The following is a 16,475-nucleotide window of genomic DNA, read 5'->3' on the forward strand; positions in this document are numbered from 1 at the left end:
TCAGTGCTTGCCGTCTCCGTCGAAGTCCGGAGCACGGTCGAAGACCTCGGGGTCGAGGGCGAGTCCTTCGGCCTCGGTGGCGTCTGTCTCACCCTCGCCGGCCGCGGCTTCCTTCTTCGCCTTGTGACGCTCGGACAGGTAGTGCCAGAGCGTGATGAGTGCCGTGCCGCCGACGGCAGCGAGCAGGATCAGGTCGATGTAGCTCTCGACGAAGTGCGCGACCGGCGGGATGAAGCCGATGGCGTACCCGAACATCGTCAGACCGAAGCCCCAGAGGATCGCACCGATGAGGTTGTACAGCGTGTAGCGGCGCCATGGCATGTGGCCCACGCCGGCGGCGACCGGGGCGAAGGTGCGCACGATCGGCACGAAGCGGGCGAGGATGACGGTGATGCCGCCGAAACGCTCGAAGAAGGCGTTCGTCCGCTCGACGTTCTTCTTGCTGAACAGGCCCGATTCCTTGCGTTCGAAGACTGCGGGTCCGCCCTTGTGGCCGATGAGGTAGCCGACCTCACCGCCGACGAACGCCGAGAGCCCGATGAGCAGCGCGACGATCCACACGTTGATGCCGAACACCCCGTGCTCCGAACCCGCGATCGGGTGCGACAGGAGTCCTGAGATCACGAGCAGCGTGTCGCCAGGAAGCAGGAACCCGACCAGAAGGCCCGTCTCCGCGAAGACGATGAAGCACACCACGAGAAGCGCCCAGGGGCCGGCCGAGCCGATGATCGTGGCGGGGTCGAGCCAGGGGATGAGAGCGGCGTGATGCATGGATTTCCCGTCGTCGTGCGCTGTGCGGCGGTCAAGTCGTCGGTCGCAGGGGGTGCGACAGATCGGTGCGGAAGGTGGGACTTGAACCCACACGCCCTAGGGCACAGGAACCTAAATCCTGCGTGTCTGCCAATTTCACCACTCCCGCGCGCTGGGATAAGTCTACTGATCGGGGGATCGTGCGTTGCTGGGGATCCGCCCGCAGGAGCCCGCCGCCGCTGTGGATAACTCCGGCGCGTGTCACCCGATCCTTGCGAGGATGCTCGGGTGATCCAGCCCTCCGTCCTCGTCGCCGAGCGCGTTCGTCAGCGGCTCCGCGCCGAAGGAACGGACCCGACGTTCGACTCCTCGGCAGCGCGCTCGGTCACGCTCGCCGAGGTGCGCAAGTTCAACGATCTGGCGCTGGCGCGAGGCGCGGCGGTGATCGACGACGAAGCAGCATGCGTGCGTGACGTGCTCGCGGCGGTCAGCGGCTTCGGGCCGTTGCAGTCGCTCCTCGACGACCCTGAGCTCGAGGAGATCTGGCTCAACGGCCCCGAGAGCATCCACGTCGCACGCGGAGGGGTCGCCGAGCGGATCGAGATGCGTCTCACGGAATCGTCGTTGCGCGATCTCATCGAGCGGATGCTGCAGTCGACAGGGCGCCGTGTCGACATCAGTCAGCCGTTCGTGGATGCGTCTCTTCCCGACGGGTCGAGACTGCATGTCGCGATCGCGGATGTCGTCCGCGGATCGTGGTCCGTCAACATCCGCAAGTTCCTGCCCCGGTATCGAAGCCTCGAGGCGCTCGTCGACCACGGGGCGCTGACTCCGGACCTGGCCGCGATGCTGCGTGACGCGATGCGCGCGGGCAGGAGCGTCGTCGTGTCCGGTGCCACCCACGCAGGCAAGACCACCTTCCTCGGTGCGCTGCTCGACTCGTGCGCCGCCCGTCAGCGGATCATCACCGTCGAGGAGACCTTCGAGCTCGCGGTGCAGGGACCGGATGTCGTGTCCTTGCAGGGGCGTCAGGCGAGTCTGGAGGGAACGGGGGAGATCACGCTGCGCAGGCTCGTGAAGGAGGCGCTGAGGATGCGACCCGATCGCCTCGTCGTCGGCGAAGTCAGAGATGCGGAGGCGCTCGACCTCGTCCTCGCACTCAACACGGGTGTACCGGGTGCTGCGACCGTGCACGCGAACTCCGCGGCCGAGGCGCTCGACAAGCTCACGCTTCTGCCGCTCCTCGCGGGACGGAACATCGATCGATCGTTCATCGTGCCGGCCCTCGCCGGCGCGGTCGATCTCGTGGTGCACTGCGTGCGTGACGACACCGGAGTGCGACGGGTGCACGAGGTCATCGCACCGACGGGCGCGGTGGTCGACGGCCGGATCATCACGCGAACCGTGTACATCCGCGGCGACGAGGCGTCCACTGAACAGACGGCGTGGCGTCGCGGAGGCACTCTGTGACGGTCCTGCTCGGTGCGATGCTCGCCGCCGGTCTGCTGCTGTGCGCATCGCCGTGGCTCTGGCCCCCGCCTCAAGACGGAGGAAGGGTCCGGCACCGCGGACGTCTGACTCGCCTTCTCGAAGAGGGCGGCATGGCATCTGTCAGCCCGCGCACGCTCCTGCTGGTGATGCTGACGGTCGCGCTCGCCGCCGCTTCCTCTGCCTGGCTCTTCACAGCCATCCCCGTCCTCGCGGGTTTGGCAGGCGCGACCGCGGCCGTCGTGCCGATCGTCTTCGTGCGTTCCCGACGCCTCCGGCTGCGCAGACTTCGTCGCCAGCTCTGGCCCGACGTCTGTGACCTGCTGATCGCATCCATCCGTGTCGGACTGTCACTGCCGGACGCCGTCGCGAGTCTGGCCGAGTCATCGCCGACGATGATGCGGCCGGCCTTCGCCGTGTTCGCCAGAGACCTGCGCGCCACGGGCCGCTTCGAGACGAGCCTCGACCGGCTGAAGGCGGCGTTGGCTGATCCCATCGCCGATCGGATCATCGAGACGCTCCGTATGGCGCGACAGGTCGGCGGCACCGAGCTCACAGGCGTCCTCCGCGCGCTGTCGTCGTCGGTGCGCGCGGACGCCGTGCTGCGCGGCGAGGTCGAAGCCAGACAGTCATGGATCCGAGGCGCTGCCGTGCTCGGTGCCGTCGCGCCCTGGGTGATCCTCGGCCTGCTGGTGCTGCGCCCTGAGGGCGCGGCCGCCTACGGCACCGGTGAAGGGATGCTGGTGATCTGCGGGGGAGCTGCCGTGTCGGTGATCGCCTATCGCTTGATGATCCGTATCGGTCGGCTCGCCGAGCCGGGTCGGTGGTTCGGGTGAACCCGATGTCCGCGATCGCCGTCGCCGTGCTCGGCGGCGGAACACTCGGCATGGGGTTGCTCTGCATACTCGCGTCGCTTCCACGGTGGTCGGCAGCGCCGCTGGCTCTGCGCATCGCGCCCTATGTGCGCGATGCGGTCGCCGATGAAGACCTGCCCGGGAACGCGCTCCCGCGAGTCGGCGTGCTCTCCGCGGGTGACCGCGCATTCTGGCTTCGGTCACGTGTGCTCTTCGAACGCCTTGTGGGCGGCGGCGATGCTCTGCATCGGAGGATCGAGCAGGCGGGGATTCCTCTGGAGCAGGGGGCCTTCCGCGGGCGTCAGCTCGGCTGGGTGCTCGCCGGCATCGTCATCGGCTCGATCGCTGTGATCGTGTTCGCGATCACGGGCCGGATGAGCCCGCCGATCGCCCTGCTGCCCGGGATCCTCGGCGCCGCAGCCGGGTTCGCATACGACATGCGGCTCACGGCTCGCGTCGCTTCGCGTCGCGCCCGGTTGACCGACGAGCTGCCGACCACTCTCGAGTTCCTCGCGCTGTGCCTGTCGGCGGGTGAAGGCTTCCTGGACTCGCTGCGTCGGGTGGCCGCGGTCGGCTCCGGCGAACTGACCGGTGAGTTCCGCCGCGTGGTGCTCGCTGTCGGCACGGGGTCGCCGCTCGCCGACGCGCTCACGGAGATGGCCGCGCGACTGCAGCTCCCGGGGCTCTCCCGTGCGATCGACCAGGTGACCGCCGCGCTCGAGCATGGCGCGCCGCTCTCGGCCGTCCTGCATGCGCAGGCGGGGGACGCTCGCGAGGACGCCAAGCGGGTCCTCATCGAACAGGCCGGTCGGAAGGAGATCCTGATGCTCCTCCCGCTCGTCTTCCTGATCCTCCCGCTGTCCGTGCTCTTCGCCATCTACCCCGGTCTCTTCATCCTGCGACTCGGCATCGGCTGAGCGACCACGAAAGGACGACATGCACACCTCTCGACCACGGAGCACCGCCAGGGATGCCTCGCTCACCCCCGATCTCATGGACGATCTCGTCGGCGACGAATCGGGGGACGTACCCGGATGGGTGCTGGTCACACTGATGACGAGGGCCGCGCCCTGGTCATCAGTGTGACTCGACCGGCGGCCCGCCAGGTCTACGCCATCGTCGCCGTAGACGTTATGGGCCGTGAGACACTGAGGCGTCGAGGGGAGCCGCATGGCCGGCGTGTCTGATGAGCGGCGAGTCGAGCTCGAACAGCAACTTGTTGATGTGCAGGCTGAGCTCGCAGAGATCTCGAAGCAACGGCTGAGCTTCACCGCCAGCATGTTCGACCCGCTACGGGAGAAGTCGGAGGAGCTCGAAGCGACGGCCGACCGCATCCGCAACGAGCTGGGCGCTCCCGCTGCCCAGGGGCGTCCGCCCCGCGCGGACGGGCGCGGATGGGCGCTCGTCGCAGCTAGCGCCGTCGCCATCGTCGCTGCCATCTGGTTCTTCATGCGGTGACGGGCGCTCGCGTTTGTCGATCGGGCGAGCTGGTGAGCTTCGGTGCCACCGCCGCCCGTGGGGCCGCCCGGCCGGGATCTAGCACCATTCACACTGATGACAGCCGGTCTACCAGTCGTACCTTCAAGTGTGTAATTTGTGATCTTGGCCACGTCCCGTAAGGGAAGCACGCAGGCACCCCCCACCTCCCCGAATTCGAGCGAAGGCCGGTTCTGGGGCGCAGGTAGCCCCGCTATCGCATGCCTCGCAGCGGGAGGATCGCGACTACGTGGGCACGCACGCGTGGCTATCCAACCTGCGGGATCGACCAATCGATGATCTGGCCAGACTGGTCAGAGATCACGAGGATGTCCCGGTCAGTGCAGCGGCCGGCAGCCGCAAGCGTCAACGTATGCAAGTCTCGATCGATTTTCACCGCGCGTGTGCCGCCGGTCTCAGTGTGCTCAGCCCAGACGCCGTTTGCTCGCTCCGTAATCCGCCGTATGCCGAGATTCCCAGTCGTCCAGTTGTCGTCCGCGAGGAAATCCGCGTCACCACGTCGAAGCGCGCCTGCGCCAACAGACGCGAACGCGTCGAAAGTGATCGAGAACTTGACGAGCTGGTCGATAGCGCTAGGAATCCACAGATTCGTGATCTGATGAGCCGAGTTATGGGCAGCTCGATGCCGCTGCTGGCCGAACTCATGAAGCTCGCCCTTCGGATCGAGCGTCTTGGGGAAGCCGAACCGATGTGCGAGGTCATCAACGGCTCGCATCGTGTCCTTCACATGGAACGCCTTCAAGATCGTGACGAAGTCGTCGGCGCCCATATTGCTGCCAGACCACAACCAGGTCAGTGACGACAGGTTGATACCCCCGTGCACCGCTGCGAGGCTCCGTCCGAGCCCTTCTACGAAAGTGCGCACGTCTTGCTTCGTCATTCGTCTGGCGCGTGCGCTTGCGACGTTCAGGAGGTTCTGAGTCGCGAGCTGCTGGAGCCGATCCGACAAGTCTGCAAAGTGGAGATGAGTGAGGTTGATGTGAACCGTAAGCTCCTCCAGGCGGCCCTCGATGAAGGTCTCCAGAAGGTTGTAAGCGCTGATCGCGACACCGCGGCGAAGGATGTCTCCGGCGGGATCACTCGCTCGCACTACGGGTGCGAGAGAAGCGGCTCTCAGGCCCTCGACGCCGCGGGTCAGAGCTGCTCGTGCATCAGACGTCATTTTCAGTCGATGGACGCGGTCAGCGCGTCGCGCAGCTTCTCGATGCGTGACCGCAGGCGCCCCGGGGTGTTCGTTCCGAGCCTGACGGCTTCGGCAAACTCATCGTCTTTGAAGAGGGCGTCGACGCGCTGCCGAATGGTCGGTGCGGCAGCGATGAGTTCTCTTTGCTTTCCAGCCCCCAGCTCAGCGATCGCCACCATCTGTGCATCGAAAAGGCCGGCCAAGGCCTGGTCGCGCGCGGGCCACTTGAACGCCGCGTCACCCCAGACTGCCTCGGCTACTGTGACTGCGTTTTCGAACCGATCGCGAAGACGCGCCAATTCCGCCGAGCTCGCATGGCGGTTGTCCGCCATGTACATATCCAGGCTTCTACGGATGTCTCCGCTGAACCGTCGCCACCTCTCGCTGAGTGCGAAGAACCGCAACACGTACTCGGCGTCAGCCATCTTCCTGAACGCAGGACTAGAGGGTGGTATCACCTTGAACTGTCTCCGCAGAAAATCGTTTTCTGCGAGGGTGTAAACCAGGTCGTTCAGCGGTCCTCGATACGCGACGTTGCGGATCTCCTGAGCGTTGAGGACTTCGCCTCCCGTGTTGAGGCGCAGAAACACCTCATGTTTGAGTCCCTCATCGGATTGGCGAAGCAGGGTGGTGACTCGAAGGCTCTTCATGCCGAGCGAGTTACGGACGCTCTCGGGCATAGTCGAATACCTCAGTCCGTTGAGGGACTCGAGGCGGGTCAGGTTGCGAAGCACGAGCCGATCAGAGAAGAAAGCCTCGATCGCGGTCAGGCGTTGCTTGCCATCGATCACGGCATAACGCCCAATCCTCCCTTCGTCTTCCGCCAAGTAGACCGGCGGAACAGGGATGTTCACGAGAAAGGACTCGATCAGGGACGACTGGCGATCGACGCTCCACCGATCTCGGCGCTGAAACTTCGGCGAGATGTCGATTGCACCGGATTGCACGAGTTGTGAGAGAGAAATCAGCCCTTGATCTGCAACCTCGAGCACCGCTGCGCGCTGCGCCTCGAGGTATTCGTACTCGAGCTCGCCTGCACTTGCCATCATGATTCTCCTTTTGGAACGCCCTGATCGAGACTCTAGCGGCTAGGTTATGGCTGTCCGCCACTCCGCGTGCGGTAGGGGAGGGCAAGAGATGGCCACAAGATCGTGCGCGAAGCCAGCCTCTAAGCGACCGCTTGCCGTGGCCATCGGCGTGGCCCTCGCTACTGCCCCAGTCGGCTGCGCTTCGCCTGCGCAGGCCTTGCGCGATAAGGCACCCGGCTACGGCTTGAGCTTCGACATCACGGACGATGAAACGCTCGACAGATACGGGGAGGTCGCGTGCGAGGGCGGCCGGGATGCCCTCGCAAGCCTGTTGTTCTCGGAGTCCGAGAGCAAGGTCGATGCGATCTATGAGCTCGCCGTCACTGCATACTGCCCCGGATGAGCGCGAGCAGCGCGTCGCATCGGCCATGATGAGGGTGTGAATGCGACCCAGCTCGAAGCCCGCGTGATGCAAGCCATTGATGCCGTGCGGGCGGGCTCGAGCCCCGAGGATGATCGGATTGAGTTCAAGCGTGGATGGCCGGGCGTCGAAAAGGCCCGTCAGCTCGCGGCCGCAGCGAATCAGGCTCAGGGGGAGCACGTCATCTACGTCCTGGGGATCGATGACAAGACCGGCATCGTATCGCCACTGGATGACACAGATCCGGCGGATTGGTGGGCGCGGATGGAGATGCGCTTTGATCAGGTTGCGCCCGACCTCCAAAGGCATGTCGCGCTCCAGATCTCTGAGAGTGAGCGAGTTGTCGCATTGTTGTTTCGCACCGATCGTGCTCCTTATCTTGTGAAGGTCGGTGAGGATGGTGGAGGCCAGTTGGAGGTGCCGATACGCTCGGGCACTCGAACTCGCAGTGCAAAGCGGCACGAGTTGCTGCGGATGTTGTATCCCGCGGTTGCTGCGCCAGAGCTACTGCCGCTGTCGGCCCAGCTGACCATGACGCCGCCTCAGCCCGGCGGGGTGGTGCCGCGCAACCACGTTGCCTTCCACCTGAGTTCTCACATCTACTTCGAGCACGTCGCTGTGATGCCTGCGTTCTTGCCGTGGCATGCCGTAACCGTGACGCTCGAAGGGGGCAGGTTTCGCAAGCGGGGCAGTCGAGTCCCATCCTCCTATCACGAAAGTTCCAGCAAGAAGGATGCCGTGCAGACTCGAGACGACGGTCTCCGCGTTTCCGAGTCGGGCGTTGGCCCCTTCGATGCGCGGTGGGCATTTCGCTCAAGCTTGCTCGATGAGCTTCAAGCAATAGAGGAGTGGGTGTGCGAGGTCGAGTTTGAGGTTGCGGGCAGCGTCCGCGGCGCGAACTTCCGTATTCAACTGCGCGGGCCGTCGTCCCGTCGTTTCGTGAGGCCAGACGGTTCGATCGAGGTTGACGACTCGATTGACTGGCTATTCCCCCGCTCCCTGTCGGAATAGTCGGCAGGCGCCGTCGTGACCGTCACGGTCACGACGTCGGTGTCCCTGCCACTGATGCCGGCGGTCTTCGGATCGGACTCGGCGGCCGCGATCCGAGTCGAGGGGTCGGCGGTCCAGAAGGTCTCTCGCCTGTGGGGCGCGGGATGAGAGGGGCGGGTGACGACGGAAGCGTGCTGCTGCTGACGCTCGGCTATGCCCTGCTGGCGCTCGCACTCATCTTCGTGAGTGTCTGCGCGACCGACCTCTACATCTCGCAGAAGCGGCTGGATGCGATCGCTGACGCCGCAGCGCTCGCCGGAGCGGACGGCTTCACCCTGGCTGTGGACGGAACGACGGCACGGGCGGACCTCACCGATCGGGGGGTCAGAGAGCAGGTCGACGCACTGCTCGCCGCGCTGCCGTCACCCGTGGGACTCGATTCAGCGTCGAGCCCCGACGGGCACTCAGCACGCGTGACCGTCTCGACCCTGTGGCATGCGCCGCTCGTGTCACTGTTCGTGACCGACGGGGTGCGCCTCGAGGCGACGGGGACGAGTCGCACCGCTCTGGGGTGATCGTTCGCTCGGGTCGACCTGCACGAGGGCGACCTCCGCCGGATGCGACGTCAGCTCACCAGACGATCGCGCAGTCGTCGCACCCGCCCGGCGAAGCCCTGCGGCACCTGCGACGGCAGCGCGTCGATCGCCCACCAGCGCACGTCCTCCGACTCGTCGCTCACGATCAGGTAGGCATCGTCGCTGATGACGACGCCGATCCCGATGTCGAGATGGGATGCGCACCGAACGAACGCCGAGGACAGCGCGTGATGATCGAGGTCGTACACGAGCGGTTCCGCGCTGGCGGAGACGTCCACACCGGTCTCCTCCCGCAGCTCGCGCAGAGCGGCATCCGCCACAGAGGTGTCGTCGGGTTCGAGATGTCCGCCTGGCTGCACCCAGAACTGCCCCTTGGCGTGGAAGACGAGCAGCGTGCGAGTGAGTGAGCGGTCGAACACGAGCGCCGAAGCGGTCGCGTGATCGGGACCGTCGTCGCGGGAGACCGGCCCATGATCGTCGGCGAAGAACGTCGCGAAGTCGGCCGCGACATCGCGATCGTGATCCGTCGACGACGGAGCCGCGACGACCAGGCGGCGCACGTCTGCGCGGAGGGCAGCGGTCATGACTCCTCCTGTGTGCTGCGCGGAACGAAACGCGGGATCCAGCGGATGAATCCACCCGCGCCGATCAGGCCGATCGCACCCATCGCCGCTGCGGCGATCGGCAGTGACGCGATCGCGACGATCGCCGACACCAGCAGCGGAGCGGCCGCTCCGCCGGCATCCGTCAGCGTGCGCCACGAGCCGAGGAACGCGGCGGGCTCCTCCTTCGGCGCGACGTCGGCGCCGAGTGTGAGCAGAATGCCGCTCGAGAGCCCGTTGCCCACCCCGAGCACGGCGGCGAACATGCCGAACCACAGGACCGCGGCTTCCAGGTCGTGCGTGAAGGAGAGGGCGAGGAACCCCGCGCCCATCAGCACCATCGCCGGCATAGCCGCCCACAGACGCCCGAACCTGTCCATCACCTGGCCGCTGGCGTAGAACAGGGCGAAGTCGATCGCTCCCGAGATTCCGACGACGAGGGCGATGGTCGAGGCGTCGAGTCCGAGTGAGAGTCCCCACAGGGGAAGCACGACCTGACGTGCCGATCGCACCGCGGACAGCGACGCGGCGGCGAGTCCCAGTCGTCCGAGCACGCTGCGCTGTTGCCACATCGTGCGGAAGATGCCCGCGCGCGCGGTCGTCGGAATCGAGCCCGTGACCGGTTCGCCGGAATCATCCGCGAGTGCGGCGGTGCGCACAGGGGTCGTCGGGGCGATCGTCTTCTCGGGATCGGGGCCCAGCAGCACGAGCAGCACCATCACGACGAGACAGCCCAGGAAGAACCAGATCGCGGCTGATTCCGAACCGAACAGCTGCAGGAGCCCAGCGGCGACGAACGGCCCGATGAAGATTCCGAGGCGGAAGCTGCCACCGAGCAGCGAGAGCGCGCGAGCACGGAACGCGAGGGGAACCCTCGTCGTCATGAACGCATGACGCGCCAGGCCGAAGGCGGCCGCGCAGAACCCCAGGAGGAACACGGAGGCGGCCAGCACGCCCAGCGAGGGGGCGAACACCATTCCGACGCCGGCGACGATCGCTATCGCACCCGCGATCACCATCGTGAAGCGCTCGCCGATGCGCGCGACGGCCCAGCCCGCAGGAAGGTTGCCGCACAGCTGACCCACGACGAGGGCGGATGCCACCAGGGCGGCGAAGGCGACGTCGGCGCCCATCCGCGCAGCGATCACCGGGATCAGAGGGATCACCGCGCCTTCACCGAGCGAGAACAGCACGGTCGGGAGGTACACCATCGGTCCGAATCGCCTGAGGACCGTGGATGCGCTGCTCACCCGATTCACGCTACTCCCGTTCGAACGCCGTCCCCGCCCGCAGGGGCGGCACGTTAGGCTGGACGCGACATGCTCGAACTCGATCTCTCCGCCGACATCCAGGCCCTGCGACTCACCTACGGTGACATCCGCGAGGTCATCGATGTCGAGACCCTCCGCTCCGACATCGCGCGCCTCAGCGAGGAAGCCGGCGTGCCGGACCTCTGGGACGACCCCGAACGCGCCCAGAAGGTGACCAGTGCTCTGAGCCACCGCCAGTCGGCGCTCGCCAGAGTCGAGGGCATCGGTCGTCGGCTCGACGATCTCGAGGTTCTCGTCGACCTGGCGAACGAGATGGGCGACGAGGACTCCGCGGTCGAAGCACGCGCCGAGCTCAACGCGCTCACCGAGATCATCAATCAGCTCGAGGTGCAGACGCTGATGGACGGCGAGTACGACGAGCGCTCCGCCATCATCACCATCCGCTCGGGTGCGGGCGGCGACGACGCCACCGACTTCGCCGAGATGCTCATGCGCATGTACCTGCGCTGGGCCGAACGCCACAAGTATCCCGTCAAGGTTCTCGACACCTCGTACGCCGAAGGTGCCGGCATCAAGTCGGCGACGTTCGAGATCGACGCTCCCTACGCATTCGGAACGGTGTCGGTCGAGGCAGGGACGCACCGCCTCGCCCGCATCAGTCCGTTCGGCTCGGCGGACAAGCGGCAGACGTCCTTCGCCGCCGTCGAGGTCATCCCTCTCATGGAGGAGGCGACCGAGGTCGACATCCCCGAGAACGACATCCGAGTCGACGTCTTCCGCTCGTCGGGTCCCGGCGGGCAGTCCGTCAACACCACCGACTCCGCCGTGCGCCTGACTCACCTTCCGACCGGCATCGTCGTCTCGATGCAGAACGAGAAGTCGCAGATCCAGAACCGTGCTGCCGCGATGCGCGTGCTTCAGACCCGACTCCTGCTGCTGCAGAAGGAGGAGGAAGCCGCGAAGAAGAAGGAGCTGGCCGGAAACATCACGGCGAGCTGGGGCGACCAGATGCGCTCGTACTTCCTCTACGGTCAGCAGCTCGTGAAGGACCTCCGCACCGGACACGAGTCGGGCAACCCGGCCGCCGTGTTCGACGGCGATCTCGACGGGTTCATCTCGGCCGGCATCCGCTGGCGCAAGCGCAAAGACGAGGACTGAGCGACGCTCGTCTCAGCGGTCGGCGCCTTCGAGGGTGCCCGTGATCTCGTCGTAGCTGATCACGATGCACTGGACTGCGCGGTCGTTCATCCGCTTCCATGACGACTCAGTCGGTACGAACCAATAGTTGTCGAGCTCCGAATCGGCATAGGGGATGCCGACGAAATCCTCGAAAGCGACGTCGCACCTCTCGGCGGCGATGGTCTGCAGTTCGTCGTCCCCGGGGAATTCGCCCTCTGGCACATCGAAGATGAAATAGACCTCGTCGGTGTGCGGCGCGTCACACGGAACGATCGGAAGCTCGTACACCTCTTCCTCCCATTCGATGAGCGGAATGCAGTGACCGACCTCGAGTTCGTTGACCGTCACGGTCTCGGTTCCCGCGCTGCCGGGAGAGCCTTCGGCGGTGTCGTCGGGTTCTGTGCTCTGGGTCGCCTGAGGGGTCGAGGTGGACGTCGGCACGATCGACGACAGCCCCGAGGCGCCCAGGGTCAGCAGCATCATGGCGATCGCGACGACACCACCCAGCACGGCCACCGCGATGCCCACCGCTCCCGGCCACTTCGCACCCCGGAGGAACAGGGAGATCAGCGAGAGCACGAATCCGATCCCGAGCAGAACCCCACCAGCCATCGAGATCGGCGGGATGCACGAGAGGACCACGCCGAGCGCGGCCATGCCGAGACCGATGATGCCGAGCACAGAGACCTTCGTGTTCGCCTTCGGAGGCACAGGGCCGTACGACCCGAACCCTGCCGTCGCATCGTGGGAGGCGACGACGCCTGCCGAGGTCGCGGGCATCGACGCGGGCCCGTACTGCGGCACCTCTGCGGAGGCCCCGGGGGAGGGATTCGACGACTGCCAGGCATAGGGCGGTTCGAAGATCGGGTCCGCCGATGCGGCGACCGGGGGCTCCTCCGTGGCATGCTGGCCGTGCTCCTGTGGCGTGTTCGCCACGGACGACGTCGCGGTGGTCACGGTGTGCTCAGTCCAGACTGCGCCGTCCCACCAGCGCTGCCGGCCCGCTCCGTCGTCGTACCACCCTGCCGGGACCGTCATGATCGCCGTTCCGCTCGGGTCTCAGCCGGCCGACGGAGCGACGTCGATGCGCGCGATGTCGCGTCCGGCCTCGTCAGTGACGACGAAGACGTAGGACTCGCTCTGGGCGATGTCGAAGGTGATCGGGCCGCTGACCGTCTGCCCCGGGTCGAGGAGCTCGTTCGGTGCGCCCGTCACGAAGAAGTCGACCTGACCCTCGACTCCCTCTGCCGTCTCCAGAGAGGTGAACAGCGGGTTCGCGGCCGTCGTGCCCTCGACACCGGTCCACGTCGTCTCGAGGGTCACGTAACCGCCGTTGGTCGAGGGGATGCTCGAGCCGTCGCTGGTCGCCCAGCGCGCCTCGGTGACAGTGATCTCGCCGCTCCCGCCCAGGAAGGTGAGTGCGACGGTGTCGCCGATCGTGCCCTCTTCGACCTGCGCGGACCCCGTGCCGTCGTCGGTCGTGCCGTCGTCGATTCCGGTGTCGGAATCGCTCGACGGCGGCGCGGACGGCAGATCGCGCACGGCCTCGGACACCGTCGCGAAGACGATGACGAAGAACATGACGACCGCGATGATCGCGCCGATGATCGAGAGGATGAGTCCGGAGATGCCGGGCCACTTCCTGCCCTTGAGGAAGAGCGAGATGAGCGAGACGATGAAGCCCACGCCGAGCAGGAGCCATCCGAGCCAGAAGATCACCGGGATGCACGACAGGATCGTTCCGAGCGCCGCGAGTCCGAGCCCGACGAGCCCGAGGACCGACGGGCGGGCCGGAGCCACCGGGGTCGTGGCGCCGTATGCGGGCGGGTATCCGGCGGGCGCACCATACTGCTGTCCGGCGGGAGCGTACGCGGCGGCGCCGGGGTACGAGGGTGAGGGTGCCGCCGAACCCGGGTATGCGGGCGCGACCGGGTACTCCTGGGGATACGAGGGGGCTGCGGTGCCCGGGTAGGAGGGTGCACCACCTTCGGAGGGACCCGCGGTGTTCGCATACGGGGGCACGATGTCGTCGGTCGGCGTCGGGGACTCCGGAGAGGTGGAACCCTGCTCATGCGTGGTGCCGGCCTCGTCGACAGGGGCATCGGTCACGGGCGCGCCGTATGAGGGCGCGGCGCCCGCGTCCTGGTGGGCGGACGGCTCGGCCGGAGTCTCCGCGTCGGCGCGGGAGTCGGAGGGTGCGGGCGTGTTCCACGACGGGCTCTCGACCGCGGCGACCGACTCGATCGCAGCGGCCGTCTCCGCGGCTGCTGCCGAATCGGGAATCGCGTCGGACGAGGAGTGGCCCGATACGTCAGCCGACTCGGAACCCCGGTCCGTGGTCGCTTCGCCGGTCAGACCGCCGGCCGACTCGCCTGCTGCAGACGGGGCGGATTCCACGATGGGGGCGAAGTGCTCGGTCCACTGGGTGCCGTCCCACCACCGCTGACGCCCGGATCCGTCGTCATACCAGCCTGCAGGCGTCGTCATGGTTCCCCCTCGGAGTATCGTCCATGCTGACGGCACGGATCGGCACCTCCATGTATAGCAGTGGAGTGCGACACGCAGGGGGGTCGAGCGGGGTGTCGCTCGCAGGCAGACGAGGGTGCGCGCTTAGGCTCGAACCGCCATGATTCGGTTCGAGAACGTCACGAAACGCTATCGCGGGACCTCGCGGCCCGCTCTGTCCGATGTCGACTTCGAAGTGCAGCGCGGGGAGTTCGTCTTCCTCGTCGGCGCGTCGGGGTCGGGCAAGTCGTCCTGTCTGCGACTCATCCTCCGCGAGGACGTGCCGACGACGGGTCGAGTCGCCGTGCTCGGCCGCGATCTGCGTTCGCTTGCGAACCGGAAGGTGCCGTACTTCCGCCGCCACATCGGATCCGTGTTCCAGGACTTCCGACTGCTGCCGTCGAAGACCGTCTACCAGAACGTCGCCTTCACTCTGCAGGTGACGGGCTCGTCGCGCGGCTTCATCCAGCAGGCCGTGCCCGAGGCGCTCGCGCTGGTCGGACTCGACGGGAAGCAGAAGCGGATGCCGCACGAGCTCTCCGGCGGCGAGCAGCAGCGCGTCGCGATCGCACGGGCGCTCGTGAATCGCCCCCAGGTCCTGCTCGCGGACGAGCCGACCGGAAACCTCGACCCGGCGACGTCGGTCGACATCATGCAGCTCCTCGCCAGGATCAATGCCGGAGGCACCACCGTGCTGATGGCGACACACGAGGCGGGCTTCGTCGACCAGATGCAGCGTCGGGTCATCGAACTTCGCGATGGCGAGATGGTGCGAGACGAGGTGCACGGCGGCTACGGAGACACGTCGAACATCCCGCGTCTGGTTCCCGAGGAGGTGCGCGGTGCCGCCGCGGCCGCTGCACTCACTGCTGTGCAGGAGGTGCAGCGCCAGACCGCCGACCTCTCGCTGGTCCGCGCCGCGCTCGCTGAGGAGCTCAGCGCGCAGCGCAAGGCGGAATCGGCGTCCGCAGACGCCGTCCCGACCGCATCCGAGACTCCCGAGGCTCAGGCGGCGCCGATCGAGCCGCCGGTGATAGACGAGCAGCCGGCGGTCGCCCTCGCGGCGCGGACGCATCCCATCGTGCTGCCGCAGGTCGACGTCGCCGAGCTCGGGGTGGCCGATCGACTCGGTCTGTCCGACGACGGCACGGAAGAAGTGGGGCCGACGTCGTGAGAATCGGACTCATCCTCGCGGAGGCCCTCGGAGGGCTTCGTCGCAACATCTCGATGGTCATCTCCGTCGTGCTCGTGACATTCGTCTCGCTGACCTTCGTCGGCGCCGCGATCCTGATGCAGGCGCAGATCGGCACGATGCGCGGCTATTGGACCGAGCGGGCGCAGGTCGCCGTCTACATGTGCTCCGACATCTCGGAGCAGGACACCTGCGTCGACGGCGGCGCCTCGGAGGAGCAGGTCGACGCCGTGCGAGCACAGCTCGACGGCGAGGCGCTCGCTCCTCTCATCAGCGAGGTCAGCTTCGATTCCAAGGAAGACACGTACGCCAAGCTCGTCGATCAGCTCGGCGAGGACCAGGCGAGCGTGATCTCGCCCGAGCAGGCGTTCGAGGTCTTCTTCGTCACCATGAAGGATCCCGGCCAGTCGCAGGTCATCTCCGAGGCGTTCAACGGTGTCGCGGGGGTGGAGCAGGTCCAGGATCAGCTCCAGTACCTCGAACCCCTGTTCTCCGCCTTGACGGTCGCGACCTACATCGCGGTCGGTATCGCAGCGCTCATGCTGATCGCCGCCATCCTCTTGATCGGCACGACCATCAGGCTCTCCGCGTACGCCAGACGCAAGGAGATCGGGATCATGCGCCTGGTGGGGGCGTCCAACCGCTTCATCCAGACGCCGTTCGTCCTGGAGGGCGTCTTCGCTGCCTTCCTCGGCTCGGCCCTCGCAAGCGCGGCCGTCGTCGCCGGCGTCCACTTCGGCGTCGACGGCTACCTCCGAGGACGCGTGCCGTTCATCACGACCTGGGTGTCGATGCAGGACGCTGCCGTCGTCGTCCCGGTGCTGATCGGCATCGGCGTCGTGCTCGCCGCGCTGTCGGCGGGTTTCGCGATCCGTCGCTGGCTTCGCACCTGACCCGCGCGCCGGTATAGACTGACAGG

18 protein-coding genes and 1 tRNA gene are annotated in these 16,475 nt (G+C 66.7%); 11 read left to right on the top strand and 8 right to left on the bottom strand.

Annotated features, from left to right (window positions below; genetic code table 11):
* The gene (locus tag ACIPV5_RS17280) at positions 1-771 is read right to left on the bottom strand and encodes a DedA family protein (protein ID WP_053096952.1); all 771 of its coding nucleotides are present in this window, start codon (positions 769-771) and stop codon (positions 1-3) included.
* Positions 772-837: 66 nt separating this feature from the next.
* Positions 838-919 (bottom strand) — tRNA-Leu (locus tag ACIPV5_RS17285).
* Between the two features lie 119 nt (positions 920-1,038).
* On the opposite strand from ACIPV5_RS17285, the gene ACIPV5_RS17290 reads away from it, so the two are divergent.
* From ACIPV5_RS17290 to ACIPV5_RS17305, 4 genes are all read left to right on the top strand, one after another.
* Positions 1,039-2,220 (top strand): CpaF family protein, encoded by a 1,182-nt coding sequence (locus ACIPV5_RS17290; RefSeq protein ID WP_400342081.1) that lies wholly within the window; start codon positions 1,039-1,041, stop codon positions 2,218-2,220.
* 131 nt (positions 2,221-2,351) lie between these two features.
* The gene (locus tag ACIPV5_RS17295) at positions 2,352-3,074 is read left to right on the top strand and encodes a type II secretion system F family protein (protein ID WP_372984162.1); all 723 of its coding nucleotides are present in this window, start codon (positions 2,352-2,354) and stop codon (positions 3,072-3,074) included.
* A gap of 5 nt (positions 3,075-3,079) precedes the next feature.
* Positions 3,080-4,009: a type II secretion system F family protein gene (locus tag ACIPV5_RS17300; RefSeq protein ID WP_222839455.1), complete on the top strand. Its 930-nt coding sequence runs from the start codon at positions 3,080-3,082 to the stop codon at positions 4,007-4,009.
* Between the two features lie 253 nt (positions 4,010-4,262).
* A complete protein-coding gene (locus ACIPV5_RS17305) occupies positions 4,263-4,550 on the top strand; it encodes a hypothetical protein (RefSeq protein WP_400342084.1) in 288 nt (95 codons plus the stop codon).
* Positions 4,551-4,836: 286 nt separating this feature from the next.
* On the opposite strand, the gene ACIPV5_RS17310 is transcribed toward ACIPV5_RS17305, so the two are convergent.
* Both ACIPV5_RS17310 and ACIPV5_RS17315 read right to left on the bottom strand, forming a co-directional pair.
* On the bottom strand, positions 4,837-5,751 hold the full coding sequence (locus ACIPV5_RS17310) for a hypothetical protein (RefSeq protein WP_400342086.1): 915 nt from the start codon (positions 5,749-5,751) through the stop codon (positions 4,837-4,839).
* A 2-nt stretch (positions 5,752-5,753) separates the two neighbouring features.
* On the bottom strand, positions 5,754-6,818 hold the full coding sequence (locus ACIPV5_RS17315) for a DUF262 domain-containing protein (RefSeq protein ID WP_400342087.1): 1,065 nt from the start codon (positions 6,816-6,818) through the stop codon (positions 5,754-5,756).
* Positions 6,819-7,017: 199 nt separating this feature from the next.
* Between ACIPV5_RS17315 and ACIPV5_RS17320 the strand changes: the two genes are divergently transcribed.
* Genes ACIPV5_RS17320 through ACIPV5_RS17335 form a run of 4 tightly spaced genes read left to right on the top strand, consistent with a single transcriptional unit; the run spans position 7,018 to position 8,786 of the window.
* On the top strand, positions 7,018-7,203 hold the full coding sequence (locus ACIPV5_RS17320; protein WP_400342089.1) for a hypothetical protein: 186 nt from the start codon (positions 7,018-7,020) through the stop codon (positions 7,201-7,203).
* Between the two features lie 36 nt (positions 7,204-7,239).
* Complete coding sequence (locus ACIPV5_RS17325) at positions 7,240-8,232, top strand: hypothetical protein (protein WP_400342091.1); 993 nt, start codon at positions 7,240-7,242, stop codon at positions 8,230-8,232.
* 15 nt (positions 8,233-8,247) lie between these two features.
* A complete protein-coding gene (locus ACIPV5_RS17330) occupies positions 8,248-8,379 on the top strand; it encodes a hypothetical protein (protein ID WP_400342093.1) in 132 nt (43 codons plus the stop codon).
* Positions 8,376-8,786, top strand: a complete 411-nt coding sequence (locus tag ACIPV5_RS17335) for a hypothetical protein (protein WP_400342095.1) — start codon at positions 8,376-8,378, stop codon at positions 8,784-8,786. The genes ACIPV5_RS17330 and ACIPV5_RS17335 overlap by 4 nt, the downstream gene beginning before the upstream one ends.
* A gap of 50 nt (positions 8,787-8,836) precedes the next feature.
* On the opposite strand, the gene ACIPV5_RS17340 is transcribed toward ACIPV5_RS17335, so the two are convergent.
* Positions 8,837-9,391: an NUDIX hydrolase gene (locus tag ACIPV5_RS17340; protein ID WP_400342096.1), complete on the bottom strand. Its 555-nt coding sequence runs from the start codon at positions 9,389-9,391 to the stop codon at positions 8,837-8,839.
* Positions 9,388-10,620, bottom strand: a complete 1,233-nt coding sequence (locus ACIPV5_RS17345) for an MFS transporter (protein WP_400342158.1) — start codon at positions 10,618-10,620, stop codon at positions 9,388-9,390. Before ACIPV5_RS17345 ends, ACIPV5_RS17340 begins: the two co-directional genes overlap by 4 nt.
* Positions 10,621-10,728: 108 nt before the next feature.
* Here ACIPV5_RS17345 and prfB point away from each other — a divergent pair, with 108 nt between their 5' ends.
* Positions 10,729-11,838 carry a peptide chain release factor 2 gene (prfB, locus tag ACIPV5_RS17350; protein WP_053096937.1) on the top strand — a complete coding sequence of 370 codons (1,110 nt, stop codon included), beginning with the start codon at positions 10,729-10,731 and terminating at the stop codon, positions 11,836-11,838.
* Positions 11,839-11,850: 12 nt separating this feature from the next.
* Here prfB and ACIPV5_RS17355 read toward each other — a convergent pair whose 3' ends face one another.
* Positions 11,851-12,897 carry a DUF2510 domain-containing protein gene (locus tag ACIPV5_RS17355; RefSeq protein WP_400342098.1) on the bottom strand — a complete coding sequence of 349 codons (1,047 nt, stop codon included), beginning with the start codon at positions 12,895-12,897 and terminating at the stop codon, positions 11,851-11,853.
* Positions 12,898-12,918: 21 nt separating this feature from the next.
* Positions 12,919-14,346 (bottom strand): DUF2510 domain-containing protein, encoded by a 1,428-nt coding sequence (locus ACIPV5_RS17360; RefSeq protein ID WP_400342101.1) that lies wholly within the window; start codon positions 14,344-14,346, stop codon positions 12,919-12,921.
* Positions 14,347-14,485: 139 nt separating this feature from the next.
* Between ACIPV5_RS17360 and ftsE the strand changes: the two genes are divergently transcribed.
* Positions 14,486-15,538 carry a cell division ATP-binding protein FtsE gene (gene ftsE, locus ACIPV5_RS17365; RefSeq protein WP_053096931.1) on the top strand — a complete coding sequence of 351 codons (1,053 nt, stop codon included), beginning with the start codon at positions 14,486-14,488 and terminating at the stop codon, positions 15,536-15,538.
* Positions 15,535-16,449 (top strand): permease-like cell division protein FtsX, encoded by a 915-nt coding sequence (gene ftsX, locus ACIPV5_RS17370; RefSeq protein WP_056280135.1) that lies wholly within the window; start codon positions 15,535-15,537, stop codon positions 16,447-16,449. The genes ftsE and ftsX overlap by 4 nt, the downstream gene beginning before the upstream one ends.
* Positions 16,450-16,475: the final 26 nt, after the last annotated feature.

It is taken from the genome of Microbacterium sp. NPDC090014, assembly GCF_044748285.1.
Classification (GTDB): domain Bacteria; phylum Actinomycetota; class Actinomycetes; order Actinomycetales; family Microbacteriaceae; genus Microbacterium.

Bases quoted from the DNA above. Each gene is read 5' to 3' on its own strand.
- ACIPV5_RS17280 (WP_053096952.1), bottom strand. From the start codon at position 771: ATGCATCACGCCGCTCTCATCCCCTGGCTCGACCCCGCCACGATCATC.
- ACIPV5_RS17295 (WP_372984162.1), top strand. From the start codon at position 2,352: ATGGCATCTGTCAGCCCGCGCACGCTCCTGCTGGTGATGCTGACGGTC.
- ACIPV5_RS17300 (WP_222839455.1), top strand. From the start codon at position 3,080: ATGTCCGCGATCGCCGTCGCCGTGCTCGGCGGCGGAACACTCGGCATG.
- ACIPV5_RS17305 (WP_400342084.1), top strand. From the start codon at position 4,263: ATGGCCGGCGTGTCTGATGAGCGGCGAGTCGAGCTCGAACAGCAACTT.
- ACIPV5_RS17310 (WP_400342086.1), bottom strand. From the start codon at position 5,751: ATGACGTCTGATGCACGAGCAGCTCTGACCCGCGGCGTCGAGGGCCTG.
- ACIPV5_RS17315 (WP_400342087.1), bottom strand. From the start codon at position 6,818: ATGGCAAGTGCAGGCGAGCTCGAGTACGAATACCTCGAGGCGCAGCGC.
- ACIPV5_RS17335 (WP_400342095.1), top strand. From the start codon at position 8,376: ATGAGAGGGGCGGGTGACGACGGAAGCGTGCTGCTGCTGACGCTCGGC.
- ACIPV5_RS17340 (WP_400342096.1), bottom strand. From the start codon at position 9,391: ATGACCGCTGCCCTCCGCGCAGACGTGCGCCGCCTGGTCGTCGCGGCT.
- ACIPV5_RS17345 (WP_400342158.1), bottom strand. From the start codon at position 10,620: ATGGTGTACCTCCCGACCGTGCTGTTCTCGCTCGGTGAAGGCGCGGTG.
- prfB (WP_053096937.1), top strand. From the start codon at position 10,729: ATGCTCGAACTCGATCTCTCCGCCGACATCCAGGCCCTGCGACTCACC.
- ACIPV5_RS17355 (WP_400342098.1), bottom strand. From the start codon at position 12,897: ATGACGGTCCCGGCAGGGTGGTACGACGACGGAGCGGGCCGGCAGCGC.
- ACIPV5_RS17360 (WP_400342101.1), bottom strand. From the start codon at position 14,346: ATGACGACGCCTGCAGGCTGGTATGACGACGGATCCGGGCGTCAGCGG.
- ftsE (WP_053096931.1), top strand. From the start codon at position 14,486: ATGATTCGGTTCGAGAACGTCACGAAACGCTATCGCGGGACCTCGCGG.